General features: G+C 41.2%; 22 protein-coding genes. 10 read left to right on the top strand and 12 right to left on the bottom strand.

Features of this window, described 5'->3' with window-relative positions:
- The 3 genes from ABI367_RS00175 to ABI367_RS00185 all read right to left on the bottom strand — a co-directional run.
- Positions 1-322 (bottom strand): exodeoxyribonuclease III (locus tag ABI367_RS00175; protein ID WP_462229928.1); only part of this gene is annotated, 322 nt, incomplete at its 3' end.
- 81 nt (positions 323-403) lie between these two features.
- The gene (locus tag ABI367_RS00180) at positions 404-1,099 is read right to left on the bottom strand and encodes a peptidylprolyl isomerase (RefSeq protein WP_462229930.1); all 696 of its coding nucleotides are present in this window, start codon (positions 1,097-1,099) and stop codon (positions 404-406) included.
- Positions 1,099-1,446: a hypothetical protein gene (locus tag ABI367_RS00185; protein WP_462229932.1), complete on the bottom strand. Its 348-nt coding sequence runs from the start codon at positions 1,444-1,446 to the stop codon at positions 1,099-1,101. Before ABI367_RS00185 ends, ABI367_RS00180 begins: the two co-directional genes overlap by 1 nt.
- Positions 1,447-1,562: 116 nt before the next feature.
- Here ABI367_RS00185 and ABI367_RS00190 point away from each other — a divergent pair, with 116 nt between their 5' ends.
- The 3 genes from ABI367_RS00190 to ABI367_RS00200 all read left to right on the top strand — a co-directional run bounded on the left by ABI367_RS00190 (position 1,563) and on the right by ABI367_RS00200 (position 5,780).
- Entirely contained in the window at positions 1,563-1,901 is a 339-nt protein-coding gene (locus ABI367_RS00190; protein WP_462229934.1) for a hypothetical protein, read from the top strand.
- 150 nt (positions 1,902-2,051) lie between these two features.
- Positions 2,052-4,553: a TonB-dependent receptor gene (locus ABI367_RS00195; RefSeq protein ID WP_462229936.1), complete on the top strand. Its 2,502-nt coding sequence runs from the start codon at positions 2,052-2,054 to the stop codon at positions 4,551-4,553.
- Positions 4,554-4,661: 108 nt separating this feature from the next.
- Entirely contained in the window at positions 4,662-5,780 is a 1,119-nt protein-coding gene (locus ABI367_RS00200) for a DUF1624 domain-containing protein (RefSeq protein WP_462229938.1), read from the top strand.
- Positions 5,781-5,798: 18 nt separating this feature from the next.
- On the opposite strand, the gene ABI367_RS00205 is transcribed toward ABI367_RS00200, so the two are convergent.
- The 9 genes from ABI367_RS00205 to ABI367_RS00245 all read right to left on the bottom strand — a co-directional run bounded on the left by ABI367_RS00205 (position 5,799) and on the right by ABI367_RS00245 (position 13,498).
- Positions 5,799-6,170, bottom strand: coding sequence for a ribosome-binding factor A (locus ABI367_RS00205; RefSeq protein WP_462229939.1), 372 nt, complete (start codon positions 6,168-6,170; stop codon positions 5,799-5,801).
- Positions 6,171-6,230: 60 nt separating this feature from the next.
- The gene (locus ABI367_RS00210) at positions 6,231-6,599 is read right to left on the bottom strand and encodes a hypothetical protein (RefSeq protein ID WP_462229941.1); all 369 of its coding nucleotides are present in this window, start codon (positions 6,597-6,599) and stop codon (positions 6,231-6,233) included.
- Positions 6,600-6,608: 9 nt separating this feature from the next.
- On the bottom strand, positions 6,609-7,835 hold the full coding sequence (locus ABI367_RS00215; RefSeq protein WP_462229943.1) for an FtsX-like permease family protein: 1,227 nt from the start codon (positions 7,833-7,835) through the stop codon (positions 6,609-6,611).
- Between the two features lie 73 nt (positions 7,836-7,908).
- Entirely contained in the window at positions 7,909-8,547 is a 639-nt protein-coding gene (locus tag ABI367_RS00220; RefSeq protein ID WP_462229945.1) for an MBL fold metallo-hydrolase, read from the bottom strand.
- Between the two features lie 212 nt (positions 8,548-8,759).
- A complete protein-coding gene (locus ABI367_RS00225) occupies positions 8,760-8,978 on the bottom strand; it encodes a zinc ribbon domain-containing protein YjdM (RefSeq protein WP_462229947.1) in 219 nt (72 codons plus the stop codon).
- A complete protein-coding gene (locus ABI367_RS00230; RefSeq protein WP_462229949.1) occupies positions 8,978-10,399 on the bottom strand; it encodes a DNA recombination protein RmuC in 1,422 nt (473 codons plus the stop codon). Before ABI367_RS00230 ends, ABI367_RS00225 begins: the two co-directional genes overlap by 1 nt.
- 153 nt (positions 10,400-10,552) lie before the next feature.
- Positions 10,553-11,014 (bottom strand): gliding motility lipoprotein GldH, encoded by a 462-nt coding sequence (locus ABI367_RS00235; RefSeq protein ID WP_462229951.1) that lies wholly within the window; start codon positions 11,012-11,014, stop codon positions 10,553-10,555.
- A gap of 27 nt (positions 11,015-11,041) precedes the next feature.
- Positions 11,042-12,349, bottom strand: coding sequence for a PSP1 domain-containing protein (locus tag ABI367_RS00240; protein WP_462229952.1), 1,308 nt, complete (start codon positions 12,347-12,349; stop codon positions 11,042-11,044).
- Positions 12,350-12,352: 3 nt separating this feature from the next.
- The gene (locus ABI367_RS00245; RefSeq protein WP_462229954.1) at positions 12,353-13,498 is read right to left on the bottom strand and encodes a DNA polymerase III subunit; all 1,146 of its coding nucleotides are present in this window, start codon (positions 13,496-13,498) and stop codon (positions 12,353-12,355) included.
- 173 nt (positions 13,499-13,671) lie between these two features.
- On the opposite strand from ABI367_RS00245, the gene ruvX reads away from it, so the two are divergent.
- The 7 genes from ruvX to ABI367_RS00280 all read left to right on the top strand — a co-directional run.
- Entirely contained in the window at positions 13,672-14,082 is a 411-nt protein-coding gene (gene ruvX / locus ABI367_RS00250; RefSeq protein WP_462229957.1) for a Holliday junction resolvase RuvX, read from the top strand.
- Between the two features lie 97 nt (positions 14,083-14,179).
- Entirely contained in the window at positions 14,180-14,620 is a 441-nt protein-coding gene (locus ABI367_RS00255; protein ID WP_462229959.1) for a hypothetical protein, read from the top strand.
- Positions 14,621-14,704: 84 nt separating this feature from the next.
- Positions 14,705-14,887, top strand: coding sequence for a hypothetical protein (locus ABI367_RS00260; RefSeq protein ID WP_462229961.1), 183 nt, complete (start codon positions 14,705-14,707; stop codon positions 14,885-14,887).
- Between the two features lie 56 nt (positions 14,888-14,943).
- Positions 14,944-15,360: a GxxExxY protein gene (locus tag ABI367_RS00265; protein WP_462229963.1), complete on the top strand. Its 417-nt coding sequence runs from the start codon at positions 14,944-14,946 to the stop codon at positions 15,358-15,360.
- Between the two features lie 94 nt (positions 15,361-15,454).
- A complete protein-coding gene (locus tag ABI367_RS00270) occupies positions 15,455-16,096 on the top strand; it encodes an O-methyltransferase (RefSeq protein ID WP_462229969.1) in 642 nt (213 codons plus the stop codon).
- Positions 16,097-16,099: 3 nt separating this feature from the next.
- Positions 16,100-16,639, top strand: a complete 540-nt coding sequence (locus tag ABI367_RS00275) for a glucosaminidase domain-containing protein (protein ID WP_462229965.1) — start codon at positions 16,100-16,102, stop codon at positions 16,637-16,639.
- Positions 16,640-16,666: 27 nt separating this feature from the next.
- A partial coding sequence (locus ABI367_RS00280; RefSeq protein WP_462229967.1) for a glycoside hydrolase family 73 protein occupies positions 16,667-17,388 on the top strand: 722 nt, incomplete at its 3' end.

Genomic DNA, 17,388 nt, shown 5'->3' on the forward strand with positions numbered 1-17,388 from the left:
CACTCATTACCGATACCTCATCAAAATCAACACGGATGTTGCGGCCCTCGCGGTCAAAATCAGGTATCCCGCAGCCATATTCAATATGGTTGGGGGTGCGTTTGGTAAATATCGCGGTGCCGCTGTAGCCCTTTTTTTCGGCAGGGAACCAGTAATGCTGATAGCCTAAAGCATCCACCAGGTGCAGGTCGGTCAATACATCAGGCGTAGCCTTAATTTCCTGCAGACAAACCACATCGGCATCAGTAGCCTGTAACCATGCCAGCCAGTTTTTATTGATGGCCGAGCGGATTCCGTTAACGTTATAAGTAATGATCTTCATGCCCCCTAACCCCCTAAAGGGGGAATTTTGGTTTTAGTTTTATCGGATAAATATAATCTGAAAAATGATATTTCTCTCCCTTTAATGGACTGGGGGGCTTAATATTTTATCAAGATGCCTACAGTCTTTCCGTTTCAATAGTTCAACGGTCATCGGCACATCTGTTAGCGGACGGTCCTTAGCATCCTTTTTAACGGCGGCAATACGGTCAACCATATCAATGCCGCTTATTACTTCGCCGTAAACCGTATAATTTTGATCCAGATGCGGCGCACCCCCGACTGATTTATAAATAGCCCGTTCGGATGGTGGTATCTTTCTTCCTTTCAACTTGGTTTGCTCCAGTTTATCCAGTTCTTCATCAGTAAAACGTTTGCCTTCCACTATATAAAACTGGCATCCGCTTGATGCCTTGCTGGGTATATCATCACGCGCAGCGGCTAAAACACCGCGTTTATGAAATAAGCTATCCCTAAATTCAGCCGGAATGGTATACCCTACGTCGCCATTACCCAATTCGGCACCGGGCTTGGCTGTTTTTGAATCGGGGTCGCCGCCCTGTATCATAAAGTTTTGTATAACCCGGTGAAACAACGTGCCGTTATAAAACCCCTTTTTAACCAGCTTTATAAAATTGTCGCGGTGACCCGGGGTTTCGTTATATAATCGAATTATACAATTACCATAAGCTGTATTGATGCGCACATAATAATTGGGCCTTTTAGCAAATGCCGATAAGGTGATTAATAATAATGCTATGGATAAAAGCTTTTTCATTATGCCGGCAACTCCGTTTCAAAGTATTCAATTATTAATGATTTTAATACCATCTCCTGCTCCATCAACGTGTAGTTAGGCAGCGTTTTTGCCAGTTTCCAGTGTGGCCAGCCATCCTGGTCCAGGCCCTCCAACTCATAAAAGCCCATCAGGCTAAATAGTTTGCAGTTGGCAATATGCATCAACTCTTCCTTTTGCCGCTTGGTAAATTTTTGCGGGCCCTTACCCAGTTCCTGCACCCCAATTAAAAAAAGCATCACTTTAATATCAGGTATCTCGCTATCAAACTCCTTCGCTATGCGTACAAGCAATTCATTCCATTTTTTATTGATCTCTGCAGGTGTCATATCAACAAATATACAGGTTAGTGTAACAATCAACTTTATTTAAACAGCATTTAGCACTTTATGCCTGATTTTAACGTTTAATCAATACTTTTATGCTGTGCATTATACCTACCCGGTTGAAAAGAAATAAATTAAATATCATCGGCTCCTGGATATTATTGGTATGCTTTATGGCCGGCCAGTACATGGCAATGGTACACCAGCACAAACTGCTGAAACAAACCAGCATTACCTATAGCATTAACAAGCACCAGCACATCCCTGTTACTACCGTACAAGAAAAATGTTACCTGTGCGATACTATACACCACACAGCCGCTATATTAAATAACACTATTTATTGTTCGGCCATTACAGCCATCCCTTATATTTATAAAGTTGGCGACCATGCCTTTATAAGTATATCCCTCATACTTGCTTCCGGACGCGGACCACCAATTTCAATTGTTTGTTAATTAGAGCTTAGCTGCTTGATCTTTCAGGATGCCCGATGTAACGGCATTACCCGCATTTATTAATTAATCACCATTAGTTTTATCGAATTATTTTTCGCTATCGGTTAAACGATAAGTCATTAATGATTCGTTCTTTTAATATCACTCACAATGAAAACAACATTAAGATTAATAATCCTGTTATTTATATTTTTACCAAACTCTATATTATACGCTGCCAAAGTTACCCCCATTGCTGTAATAGGCACCTTAACCGGAACGGTTACTGATAAAGCCGACGGCACTCCCATAATTGGCGCAAACGTAACCATACCCGATCTTAAGATTGGTACGGCTACTGATGACAAGGGCCATTATATATTAAACCATGTACCTAAGGGCATCTATCTGGTACAAGTTAGCTTTTTAGGTTATTCAACCGTTTCGCAACAGGTTGACTTTTCAAAATCAAGCACCTTGGATGTACAATTAAAAACCTCTTCTATCGAAACCGGCGAAGTGGTTATTACGGGTGTAAGCAGGGCCACCGAATTAAAAAAGAGCCCTGTGCCCATGGTGGCCGTAGGCAAAACTTATCTTGATCAGCGCTCGGCAGCTGGCAATGTGATTGATGAAATAGCCAATTTACCAGGAATAAGCGCTGTAACTACCGGGCCAAATGTTTCAAAACCTTTTATACATGGCTTAGGCTACAACCGGGTAATAACCCTGATGGATGGCATAAGGCAGGAAGGCCAACAATGGGGCGATGAACATGGTATTGAAGTGGATCAAAACTCCATCGACCGGGTAGAAGTAATAAAAGGTCCCGCGAGCTTGTCTTATGGTTCAGATGCTATAGGAGGTGTGGTGAATCTGATCTCACCGCCTGTTGTTCCGGAAGGAACAATAGCCGGCGATGTGCAAGGCATTTACGGCACAAACGCCGGGCTGCTCAATAGTTCGTTTAGGTTACAGGGAAATAACAAAGGGTTAGTTTGGGGAACCGTTCTTTCTGCCAAACAAGCCAAAGATTATCAAAACCCGCACGATGGCCGCGTATATGCTACTAACTATGATGAGAAAGATGCACGCGTAATGGTTGGCCTCAATAAATCATGGGGGTATTCCCACCTCAATGCATCCTTGTTTGACGATCTGCAGGCTATACCGGACGGTAGTCGCGATTCCATCTCGCGTAAGTTTACCAAGCAGGTTACAGAAGACGACTTGTTCCGTCCTATTGTGTTGCCTGCCGAGCTTAACTCGTATAATATCCCGGTATTACACCAGCATGTTCAGCTTTATCGTATCTACAGTAACAGCAACTTTACTATTGGTACCGGCAACCTGGTAGTTAACCTGGGTTACCAGTTTAGCCACCGCAGAGAATATACCCATCCGGAAGATCCTTCAATTGCCGGATTAAACCTGCATTTAACCACTTATACATACGATGTAAAGTATAATAACATATCTTCTGGCGGTTATGAAACTACTTTTGGTGTAAACGGTCAATATCAGAACAATACTATTGACAACGCTACCGATTTTCCCATACCGGCTTATCACCAGTTTGATGCGGGCCCGTTTTTCATCATCAAAAAAACTTTCGGAAAATTAGACCTGTCGGCAGGTGCGCGGTATGACATCCGTTCATTTAGTGGGCAGGCGGCTTATATTGATACTTTAACTGGTAAATATCCGCAGTTGTACGCCGGTAGCAACCCCGGCAGTGCGCCCGGTGTATACGCACAGTTCGCAGCTTTAAACAAAAATTTCTCCGGCTTTTCAGGAAGTGCTGGAGCTACCTATAATCTTTCAGACGAGTTTCTGCTTAAAGCAAATATAGCGCGGGGATTTAGAGCACCCAGTATTTCCGAATTATCTGCCAATGGGCCTGACCCGGGTTCGCAAATTTACCATGTAGGTAATAGTAATTTTAAACCAGAATTTAGTATGCAGGAAGATATAGGTGTATTTTTGAGCCTGCCAAATGTATCGGCAAGTGTCGAGTTATTTAATAACAATATTGAAAATTATATATTTCAGAAACAGGAGCAGAACCCCGATGGCACTCCGGTAGTTAATCCGGCGTTTCCGTTGTATGCTGTATTTACCTACGTGCAAAGTAAAGCCCGCATAAATGGAGGCGAATTAAGTTTGGATGTTCACCCCGTAAATTGGTTACATTTTGAAAATTCGCTTTCGCTAACTTATGGTACCAACCTGGGCAACGGCGGCCCGGTGGCCGATAGTTTAAAGTACCTGCCATTTATACCGCCGTTACATACCCATAGTGAGCTGCGGGCCAACTTTAGCAAGGGTTTTTCTTCGGTCAAAAATTTATATGCTTTTATTGGATTTGATCATTTTAGCGCTCAAAATAAGTTCTTCGCCGCCTATGGAACAGAAACCTATACAGCCGGATATAACCTTTTAAGTGGCGGTTTTGGTGGCAACCTTGTAAATGCGGGTGGCAAAACTATAATGAAATTATTTATTGAAGGTACAAATCTGGCTAATGTAAACTATCAGTCAAACATGAGCAGGTTAAAGTATTTTGACAATACCAATACTGCGCCAGGCGTACAACGTGGCATTTTTAATATGGGACGAAATATAAGCTTTAAAGTAGTTGTTCCTTTTGATCTGTCGACACATAGCAAATAAAACATCTCGTCATTTCGCCACACTTAGTGGCGAAATGGCATTTTACATCCATTTTTTGGGATAATATATTTATAATGTGTAAGTTGTGGTCAATTAACTGATTTAAGTATGACCGGTATCGCAATTACATCAAAAAAGCGGATAGATTCTATCGACATATTGCGGGGCATAGTAATGGTGATCATGGCGCTTGACCATACCCGCGATTTTTTTCAACCTATTGATTTTGACCCGACCGACCTGACCAAAGCATCAACCGCGCTGTTTTTAACCCGTTTTATTACCCACTATTGCGCCGCAACGTTTGTTTTTTTAGCCGGTACCAGCGCCTTTTTATACTTAAGCCGCGGCAAAACAAAAGCGCAAGCTGCTAAATTTTTACTATCGCGTGGGTTATGGCTTGTGTTGCTGGAGTTAACTATAATACATTGGGGCTGGGGTGCAGAACTATTTTTACAAGTGATATGGGCCATTGGCATCAGCATGATGGTACTGGCCTTGCTTATTTATTTGCCTAAACCGGTTATCTTGATATTTGGCTTGCTGCTCATATTTGGGCATGATCTGTTCGATCATATCAACACTTCCTCATTTACACCAACAGAACAATTGGCCTGGGCATTTTTACATGTACAACAACCTGTTACCTTATGGGGCAACTCTTTTTTAGTATTGTATCCACTTATACCGTGGGTGGGTGTTATGGCAACCGGGTACTGCTTTGGCACCTTATTTACCCTTGGTGCTGCTGTACGCAAAAAATGGCTGCTTACGTTGGGCCTATCAGCAATAGGGCTGTTTGTAATTATCCGTTATTTTAATTTTTATGGCGATGCCTCTTTATGGACCACACAGGGCAATTTACACCGAACTATACTGTCATTTATCGATGTATCCAAATACCCGCCCTCGCTTGATTATTTATTAATAACCCTAGGGCCGGGTATGCTATTACTGGCTATATTAGAAAACACCCAAAATACCCTAACCAATATTTTTGTGGTATATGGCCGTGTGCCCCTATTTTATTATATACTGCATCTTTACCTGCTGCGCCTGTTAAGCATCATAGCAGGTAGCATTTCAGGACTGGGCGATAAACTTAGTGTGGGGCTACCTTACGTGTATTTGGTATGGCTGTTTGCGGTATCGTTATTATATTTCCCGTGCAGGTGGTACATGAAATATAAAAAGGATCATAAGCAATGGTGGTTAAGTTATTTGTAGCACCTCATTTCGTGATTATTATTCACTATCGGGCTGCCGCTCTTCCCTGCTTATTTTATCAAATATTTTGTCCATGCGTTCAACGTATTCGCTGGTATCATCAATAAAAAATTCAAGCTGGGGTATTATCCTTACCTGGTCCTTTATGCGGCTGCCTAATTTATATCTGATCTCGGATGCATGTAGCTTGATTGTTTGCAAAGCATGCACCGGGTTCACCGCATTAAAAAAACTTAAAAAAATGCGGGCTATAGCCAAATCAGGCGTTACCCTTACTTTGGTTATGGTTAAAAGGGTATTGGGTAAATAGTTCATCCCTTCGCGCTGAAATATAGCTGCAAGATCTTCCTGAATTACCCCGGCAAATTTTTGTTGACGTTTTGATTCCATAATAAGTTTATTAACGCCTAACCGGCAATTGAGTTTTTAAAGATAATAATTATACCATTGCTAATTACAGCTGGCGGGTATATCGCGTGTTATTTTTATCACTTTTCTTACAACAAGCGTACTATCAAAAATAGAACTGATATCATCCTTTTCCGACACCACCTTTTCGCCCACTACCTCAATATAAACAGGCACGTATGGTTTTTCAAAATGCAGCTGCGAATATTGCAGCTCCAGTTGGTTCGAACTATCGGTCACCCAAAACTCGCGCCCTTCTTTACAATCTTTAAATGATTTCTCTTCCGGACCAAAGCTGTACATACCTTTATAGGTAACCATAACCGGTTCCGCTTTTTCGGGTTTATGTTTACAGGCACAAAAACCGGTTGCTAACAGCAATATTAAATACCCCTTATATTTTGAACCCATAATCTTAAGCTATAAATCCTGTTTAATATCGTCTAAACCCTTAATACTTAACTGCGCGCTTATGCCTGATGCTATGGCCGAGATAATGGTTACCGTTAAAAACACCAGACCTACATCTCTGGCCTTTATATCAATTGGGTAAGCATCAATAACGCTCATGCTTCCACCTATTTTTATAAAACCATAATGCTGCTGTAAAATACAAAAAACCAAACCTAAAAACAACCCGGTTATACAACCTACTAATGATATCATCATACCTTCGCAAAAAAATATGCCTTTTATAATTTGTTTATTGGCCCCAAGGCTGGTTAAAATGGCAATATCTTTACGTTTATCAATAACCAGCATGGTTAACGTACCTATAATATTAAAAGCTGCTATAATTACCACAAAGGTTAGTATCATAAATATTGCCCATCGTTCAAAATTCAAGGTTTTATATAATTCAGTATCTTGCTGTGCCCTGCTTCGTACTATAAACTGCCCACCTGCTTTATCTTGTATTTTCTGTTGTGCAGCGGCAAGGTTAGTACCTTCCTTATAGTTTAATTCGATAGATGAAACCTCAACGGGCTGGTCAAGCAGGCTGCGCGTAAATTCAATGGGCACTACCACTATATTATCAAAATCCTGTTGTATGGCAAACACACCGGATGGATAAATGTTTCTTAAATTAAAATCGTACAGCGGATTCAACGAGTTGCTGCCCCCCCTTCGCGCAGAGTAGATTTGCAGCGGCGAAAATTCACTATTTAGATTTACACCAAGCCCGGCCTGTATTATTGACCCCATTACCGCGTATTGCCTGCCATTGCTTTTTAACAAGAACGAACCTGTTTGTATGGTGCTGTCCAAACGGGGGTTACGTAAAAACTCATCGCTAACACCTTTTATGGTTGCAATATCTGTTCGGTCCATATATTTAATAAATACCTTTTCCTGTAAAACTTCAGTGAAGGATAACAGTCTCGCATCTTGATGCAGGTTATTAAAATACGGGGTATTGGGGTTAAACGTTTTACCCAGTTTGGCTTCTATTTTTATTTCGGGGGTAAAGTTGCTGTATAAAGAAAGGATAACTTTTTCGAGGCCATTAAATACCGACAACAAAATGATAAGCGCTGCACTGCCAAACAATACCCCGGTAACTGATATGCCCGATATGATATTAATGGCATGCATTTTTTTACCCGAAAACAGGTAACGCTTAGCTATATAGATGGACGTGTTCAAATAGGCTGTTGTTTAAATAGTATACCGCGTCCGGTAAATTTACGTAAAACGTATTACGTACTCCTTAACAAAATCAGTTAAAAAACGGGTTATGACGTTTTTCAAAGGCGATGGTAGTTTCAGGGCCATGGCCGGGATATACTACGCAGCCACCCGGCAGTGTAAATAGCTTTTCCTCAATATTCTTTATCAGCGTAAAATAATCGCCGCCGGGCAGGTCGGCACGGCCAATGCTGCCACTGAATAAAACATCGCCGCCTATCAGCAAGCCACCCGCTTCATCATAAAAACACAGGTGTGCCGGCGAGTGGCCGGGGGCAAATATTAGTTTTAAAGTGGTATTACCAAACGTAACACTGCCTGTTTCGGGTAAAAAAACATCCGGCAACGGCGATGCTTCATAACGTATATCCATTGAAGGGGCATAGGCTACTACGGCCTCCAACACCTCCAGTTCGCCTTTGTTAAATTGGGGCTTTAGGCCATACATATCAAACACCAATTTGTTGCCCAACACATGGTCAATATGGCAATGTGTATTTAGCAGCAAAACCGGCTTTAAGTTATTGGTCCTAATAAAATTTATTACCGCATTTTGTTCGGTAGCGGTGTACATGCCGGGGTCTATAATAGCGCACTCGCCCGTTTCGTCATATAAAATATAGGTGTTTTCCTGGAAGGGATTGTTCTCAAAAACTTTAACCTGGGCCATAGCGAATATTTACAATTATAATAGCCGTAAAAGTAATAATGTTTGCGGCAACCTATATTAACGGCGTTATAATGACAGTTAAAACAGGTAAGCCATTGTATTTGACCGAAGCCGACAGCAAATAGCCATAATGGCTCAAAGCATCGCACAGTTAGCTTTGTATTTAGATAAAGCAGCCGCGTATAACGTCTTGCAAATTAAATCGCAAGGCTTTATCTTTTCTTTAAAAAGCAGGTTTTTAGTACAATGCTCATGCCGTCAACCTTACAGTCAACCTCTTCGTCGTTATCGGTAAGGCGTATTTTTTTTACCAGTGTGCCTTGTTTTAAGGTGGTTGACGAGCCTTTAACTTTCAGGCTTTTTATCAGTGTTACCGAATCGCCGTCCTGTAATATGTTCCCGTTGCTGTCTTTTACGTTTGATGGTTCCATTATTCGTTTATATTGATAGTTTTTTCCGGGACTTGCACAATATCATCGTCATTGTTATCGTCGCCTAAATATTTCTGGTCGAGCTGCTTGTTGGCTTTGGCACCCAGTTTTTTTATCTTATCAGCTGTAATGGTTAAATTACCGTTGCCCTCTGTTAGTTTATTAATGGCATTATCATAAGCGGTTTGGCTCTGCTTAATGTTTTTGCCGATGTTTTCCATATCTGTCACAAAACCCACAAACTTATCATACATCCGTCCGCTAAGGTTTGCGATTTCAAGCACATTTTTGTTTTGGCGCTCTTGCTTCCACATACTGGCAATGGTACGCAGGGTAGCCAATAGGGTTGATGGGCTTACAATAACCACCCTATTATCCCATGCATAGCTAAACAGCTCAGCATCCAGTTGTACAGCAAAGCTGAATGATGATTCAATAGGAATAAATAATAGCACAAAATCAGGCGAATTAATTTTATTTAAACTATGATAGTTCTTAGAGGATAGATCCTGAACGTGCCCACGGATAGAATCAACATGACCTTTTGAATATAACTTACGCTCTTCTTCGGTTTCACAGTTTACTAAGCGTTCATAATTAACCAACGATACCTTTGAGTCAATAATTAAGTGCTTTTCATCCGGCAAATCAATAATCACATCTGGATGAAATCGCCCGCCGTCTTCACTATTATGGCTTGCCTGTATACGATACTCACGGTCCTTAACCAAGCCCGAGCGTTCCAGTACACGCTCTAAAATAACCTCGCCCCAGTTGCCTTGTTTTTTATTATCGCCTTTAAGGGCTTTGGTTAAACTACTGGCTTCTTCGCTAATCAATTTATTTAACGCCATTAACTGTGTCAGCTCTCCGCGTAATAAATTACGCTCGTCCGATTCCACTTTATATACCTTATCCACCTTTTCTTCAAACGCTTTCAGGTTTTCTTTAAGCGGATTTAGTATGGTATCTAAGTTGGTACGGTTAACATCAACAAACTCTTTTGATTTTTCCTTTAGCAGCTTTTCGGCCACGTTTTGAAACTCCGTCTGAAATTTTTGCTGTATCTCACTAATAGATTTTTCTTGATCGGCTAACCTTTGACGCTGCGCAAGGAATTGTTCTTCAGCTTTTGCCATCCGGTTTTTTTCGGATACTAACTCCTGGTTTAATGTGGTAACCTGTGCTTCGTAGCGCAAGCGCTCTTCCTGTAATTGTTTATCTGCCTTATCCCTTTCAAGACCCAGGCCAACCGCGCGTTCCTCGGCTTTGGCTAAAGTTATATTTAAGGTGCTGTTCTCTGTTTTTAAACGCTCAATATCCGCTATGGAAATACCATTGGCAGACTGCGGTCTTTTTAAAAAAATAAAAACAGCAATTAAAAGAATAATTAAGGAGACAACTAAAACAACTATGGACATTTTGATAAAAATATTAGCAAAACGAAGGTAGGAAAATTGTTAACGGGATAAAATACTTATACCGATTATTTAGCTTTTTTATGGTGATGGGGGGGTGATATCAATTACGACCACGCCCATAGGTAACGGCACCTGCGGTTGTTTGTACAAACATTATTGTGCCCGTTCAACCCTTAAACCAACGTCGCTAACCTCGCGCAGCGGGTTGTCGCGCATGTTTTGTTCAATTTCAAAACGATACATGCCTTTGGCAGGGAACTTATAGTTTTTAACAAAAGGTACCTGGTAGCTGTAAATATTACCCGAGCCGCTGCCCAGCCACTCGCCATCGGCATTGGCCAATTTAAATTCGTAGCGTACCGTAGCTACCTTTTTATCGGGGTTAATTTGCCTGATCAATACAAACAAGTTTGAATACTTATAGTCGGCAGTAACCCTTAAGTTGAGGTATAAATTATATGGTACTGTTTCGTCGGTAATAGTAACGGCATTGGCTATTTTGTTGGCATACGACCAATTATTATTTACGATCAAGGTATTTTGATCAAGTACCGCATTAGGGTCGGCGCAGCCGGTTGCCAATAAAAATGCAGCCCCCGTCAGTATACAACACATTTTTTTAATACCGCTTAACATAGTCCGTTACTCTTTTTTACCCTCCGTATTATTATCCGGGCGCGGCCGGTTTCTGTTTGACCTGTTCCTGTTACGGTTATTTGCCGGGGTTCCACCCTCTGATCTTGGTCCCATGGTATTATTAGGGTCTGCGGCTTGCCGTGGTTGTACATTTGGTGCGCCTTGCGGACCCGCCGGTTTATTTTTATTCCGGTTTTTGTTACGGTTCTTATTCTTACTACGGCGCTCATCCAGTCGGGTAAGGCTATCCTGACCCACTACGTTCTCGTAATCTAATATTTTAACCGGCTTGGTTTCAATTTCAACCACCTGGCCCAAATCTTCGGGCAGTTTGCCCTCCTTATTCATCCTTTGAATTTCCTTTACCCGGTCAATAGAGATCGGCACCCACGATTCTTCCCTTGGGTAGCTAAACCACATCAGTTTTTTAAATATGTCGGTTTTTTGCAGCTTGGCTTCGCCTTTTTCGGTTTTTAAATAATTTACATTATCGGGGATATGCTTAAGCGCATCCATGTAAGTATCTAACTCATAATTTAAACAACATTTTAATTTGCCGCATTGCCCGGCCAATTTTAATGTGTTTAATGAAAGGTTTTGATAACGCGCCGCCGCGGTTGATACCGTTTTAAAATCAGTTAACCAGGTTGAGCAGCAAAGCTCGCGCCCGCATGAGCCAATGCCGCCCAGTCGGCTTGCTTCCTGCCGCATACCTATCTGCCGCATCTCAATACGGATACGGAAGGTTTCGGCCATTTTTTTGATGAGTTCCCTAAAGTCAACGCGGCCCTCGGCGGTATAATAAAATGTAGCTTTAGTTTTATCGCCCTGGTAATCCACATCGCTTATTTTCATGGATAGGTTAAGCGCCAGTGCCAGTTTACGGCTGCTGTGCATGGTTTCCCATTCCATATCCTTGGCGGCTTTCCACTTGTCTACATCGGCGGGGGTGGCCCTGCGGTATATTTTTTTAACCACATCAGCCTCCTTAACACGACGTTTTACCAGTTGCATGCGCACCAGTTCGCCGGTTAATGATACGTGTCCTATGTCATAACCACCGGTTGTTGCTTCTACAACAACCAGGTCGCCGTTCTCTAAGTATATATTGTCGGTATTTATATAAAACTCCTTGCGCGAGCCTTTAAATTTAACTTCCAGAATGTTAAAGGCCTTATAATTTACCGGCAAATCCATATGTGCCAGCCAGTCGTAAACGTCTAATTTGCTGCAGCCATTAGTAAGGCATGAGCCATTACTTTTGCAGCCCGCGGGAGCACATCCGCCCCCTGTTGAGCAACTTCCACATCCCATAATTTAATTCGATATATATTGATTCCCTTGCGGGATTGGTTTAACTTTTAAATAACTTATAATTTGTAAAGATACATCTAAAAACAAAATTTTAGGGTTAGCATTTCTCTCTACATGATAATGTGCCTTTTCAAGCGCGGCACTAATACGCTGCGCCATTGAAATATTCATTACAGCGGCCATTTTTTGTGCCGTTTCCAGTTCGGCTGCCGGCAAATGTACCAAATTACCGGCATCTGCCATTAACAGGCAACACTCCCGTATAAAGCTGATACCGTAGCATAAAAAATTCTTTTGGTTTTCGCGGCCCATTTTAGCTAACTGGTCAACAAAGCTAACAATCTCAATGCCCTTGTTGGCAAAACATAGCCGCAGCCATTGCACAAAAAGTGCGTGGTAGCTTTTGGTTTCCTGCTGCAGCATAATTAATGCTTCGGTAAGGTTGCCATTGCTTAAATAAGCTATTTGCGCCGCGCTGTTTTCGGTTTGGTTGTGTTGGGTTAGTAAATAGTTTTTTATCTCATCGTACCCCAATGACGGTATTTTAACCAGTTGCGTACGCGATAGTATGGTGTTTAATATTTGGTCCTGGTTTTGTGCCACCAGCAAAAACAAAGTGTTGGGCTGTGGCTCCTCAATAATTTTAAGCAAGGTGTTTCCCTCTTTATCCAAATATTCGGGCAGCCAAAGTATTAAAACCTTGTAGGTCGACTCAAAAGGCTTAAAGCTTAGTTTTTTGATGATTTGGTGGCACTCGGCAATGTTAATGTTGGCCTGTTTGTTCTCGGCATCCAGGTATCCGCGCCAAATATCCATGTTCAGATATGGGTTGGCCAAAAAGGCCTCGCGCCATTGCTCTATAAAAGTAATCGCGGTATCCTCTTTGTGTTTGGCAAAAAACGGGTACGAAAAATGCAGATCAGGGTGCATCAGTTTTTCATACTTGCGACATGATGAACATACCCCGCATGAATCATCTACCTGCTTATCTTCGCACGATAAGTATTGTGCGTAAGCAACTGCCAAAGCAAGCCCCCCGGCCCCTTCCGGGCCTAAAAATAATTGCGCATGACTAACCCGGTTTTCATTAACCGTGTTAATTAAACGTTGTTTTACGGCATCCTGCCCTACTATGTGCTTAAACTGCATTTGGTGCAAAATAGTGATTTGATTTTAGATTAGATGTGAGATTTGAGTATTGAGATGTGAGACAGATGGAATTTTACAAAATATTGCCCGGTCAGCTTGATTTGCCCGTCAGATAATAACCCGTATCTTTGTTTGATGGCGTCTCAATACTCAAATCTCAATAATCAGATCTAATGAGGGTCATGGCCTTTGATTACGGCACCAAGCGCATTGGCATAGCGATTACTGATCCTTTGCAGATCATCGCCACCGGGCTGGATACTATACATCCGTTGAAAATAATCGACTACCTTAAAAAATACCTGCAAACCGAACAGGTTGAGCGGTTTATAGTTGGCGAACCTAAACAGATGGACAATACCCCCTCGCAATCGGCCATACATGTTAAAGGGTTTGTTAATCTGTTAAGCAAAACATTTCCGCAAATTCCTGTTGAAATGCTGGATGAACGTTTTACCTCCAAAATGGCATCGGCTACTATAGCCCAAAGTGGTATGGGTAAAAAAGCCCGGCAAAATAAAGCGTTGGTTGATAACATATCGGCAGTTATCCTGCTGCAATCATGGATGAGTAAAACGCATTAATTCGGGTGAAAAATTTTTTTGAAATTTATCGAAAATATTAAATTTGCTTCGCCAATTTTTACACTTACTCAAGTCAAACAACTAAATTTAAATGGAAATGAAAAGAACGATCATCATTGTTTCAATTTGTATTTTTTCGGTTATAGCTAACGCGCAAAAAAACCTGCGCTGCATATTTTTTTACGACCCCATCACCAGTTTATCTGAAAATGATTTATACCAAAAACAGAGTGGGATTTTTGATTTTATCACCCAGTATAAAAACTTAAAAGATGCCAACGTAAGCGCCGATTTTGCCCGGGCTATGGCACATAAAGACGCGCGGTTTGTAGCTTTAAGCATCGGAAAAATATATTCTTACCCGGGTGTAAGCCCAAAACAAGAGGCTTTGATTAAAAGATATAAGTTTAAAGTGATACAAGGTACCGGCTCGGTAAAATTCAAAAAAGCACCGCCACTGCAAAGCGCGGCAGCGCTGTATGCAAAAAAATATAATGAAATGCTGTTGCGTAAGATAAACGCAAAAGACAGCCATTAAGACACAGACGTCCGTTGCGGCAAAAATGCGTACTTTAGCCTTATGGAAATTTTTCCAGGCCACCTGCAAACAACATAAAAAAAGATGAGCAAGAAGTATTTTTATTTTTACCTGGGGTTAGGTATCGCATTTTTGCTAATAGGCATCATAAGTTTAATAAGAGGCGCCAGCTTTACTACCAGCCTTTATGATTTTATACCGGCCGCAATCCTTTTATATGCCACCTTCAAAATTCAAAAAATGAAGAAGGATAGTGAGGTGATGTAGGACCGTTGATTTTTTGATTTCGTTGATGATTTGTATATTGTGATAGCCTTATCACAATGAAAGATTTTGTAAATACTTCCTACAAAAATTCTGAGCTAACCGGCAAAATTATTGGATGCGCCATGAAAGTTCATAGTGTATTGGGTAATGGTTTTCAAGAAGTTATTTATCAACGGTGTCTGGCTATCGAAATGGAAAAGCAATCTTTAAGCTTTTCGCGCGAATTAGAAATGACCATTTATTATGAGGGTATAAATGTTGGTACAAGGCGCGTAGATTTTCTGGTTGAAGAACAAATTATGGTAGAATTAAAAGCCATTAACAAATTAGATGACGTTCATCTTACCCAGGGCCTAAACTATTTAGAAGCCTATAAATTAGAAACGGGATTGCTTATAAATTTTGGCTCAAAAAGCTTAGAATATAAACGCATCACCAATGAATACAAGCTTGCAAAGCAAAAACCCCAATAAAAAAACAATGTATAAACAGCTGTAAATCAAGCCAATATTGCACAAAATCAACGAAATCCATCAATCATTAAAATCAACGGTGTATCTTTGCCCGGTGGAAATTTTAGATCCAAGCTTGCAAGCGTACTTAGATAACCATTGCGATGCGGAGCCTGCGGCCCTGCAAACCATTAACCGCGAAACGCATTTAAAGGTGTTAAAACCTAATATGTTATCCGGGCATTACCAGGGCAGGTTGTTGAGCATGCTCAGTAAAATGATGCAGCCTACAACCATTTTAGAGATAGGCACATACACGGGTTATGCAACTATTTGCCTGGCCGAAGGACTAACCGAAGATGGCACAATACATACCATTGAAGTTAACCGCGAACTGGAAGATATGCTTAATCAACACTTTGCATTAACAAATGTGGAAAAAAAGATAAAGCAGCATTTTGGGCCCGCAGAGCAAATTATTGGTGATTTACAAGAAAACAACTTCGACATCGTTTTTATAGATGCCGATAAAAAGAATAATTTTTTATACTTTCAATTAATATTTGACAAAGTCAGATCCGGAGGATTAATAATAATTGATAATGTTTTGTGGAAAGGCAAGGTATACAACAGCGCCGAAAACGACGCTGATACCGAAAGCATCCGCAAACTAAATGAGCAAATAGCTGTTGACAACAGGGTGGAAAAATTGATCCTTCCCGTTCGTGATGGCCTGCTGCTCATCAGAAAAAAGTAAATTATGAAGAAAATCTTACTGATTACAACGCTGTTAATTACCGCAGTAAGCGCCTTCGCGCAAAAAAACACATCGCAATCATATATCGAGCAATTTAAGGACAATGCTATAAGCATAATGCACGAAACAGGCATACCTGCCAGCATTATTTTAGGCATTGCCATGCACGAGTCGGGCAACGGCAACAGCAAAATAGCTCAAAATTTAAACAACCAGTTTGGGGTAAAAGGCGGGGGCGGTGCCGTGTATTACAGCCATAAAAAGAAAGTAAAATCATCTTATAAAAAATACGATTCTATCCTGGATTCGTTCGCTGATTTTGCCCGCATCATGACCGAGCGTAAACAATTTAGCCACCTGGCCGAAAGCCTTACCCAGTATGATTACGAAAAATGGGTAAAAGGCATACAACGCGCCGGTTATGCCAGCAGCCGTAAATGGGCATCGCAGGTGTTAGGGATAATACACAAGTATAACCTTAACGACCTTGACCAGGAAGATGCCGCAGTTGCAGATAAACCTGTTGCGCAAAACAATCAATAATTCAATTTAAAAGTTATTTTTGGCTTAATGATTAATGCCAGATATTTCTGTGTGCCGGCCATACGTATTATGGTATGTATGGGCTTGTCGCTTGTTTTTTTATGCGGATGTTCTGCCCGCAAAAAAACGGTGGGCGGTATTAGCAACCGACAGGCGCAGGACAATAATAAAAGCATCCAAAAAGCCAATAGCAAAGCTGTTGCCAACTACCCCACCTTTACAGCGCTTAGTTATATTGACCGTTTTAAAAAAATAGCCATTGAGCAAATGAATAAGTACGGCATCCCCGCCAGCATTACTCTTGCCCAGGGCTTATTTGAATCGGGCAATGGTAATGGCGACCTGGCCAAATTTGCCAACAACCATTTCGGTATTAAATGCACATCCGACTGGAAAGGAAAAAGCTATTATAAAGACGACGATATGGTGAACGATTGCTTTAGGGTATACGATAACCCCGAGGATTCATATCGTGACCATTCAGATTTTTTAAAGCGAAAACGGTATGCCGCCTTGTTTGAGCTGGATAAAAACGATTATGAAGGTTGGGCCAACGGCTTAAAAAAAGCCGGTTATGCCACCAACCCCAACTATCCGCAGTTAATAATTGGGGTAATTAAAAAATATAACCTGGACCAATATGACCGCCCCGAAGGCGAGTTACAAAAAATTAAGCGCGAGGACAGGGTACTTACCCAGATAAATAATAACATTGGCAATGCCGTTAAAGACTCGCTTGTTCAAAGCAC

The sequence above is a fragment of the Mucilaginibacter sp. genome, assembly GCF_039935595.1.
Taxonomy (GTDB): Bacteria; Bacteroidota; Bacteroidia; order Sphingobacteriales; family Sphingobacteriaceae; genus Mucilaginibacter.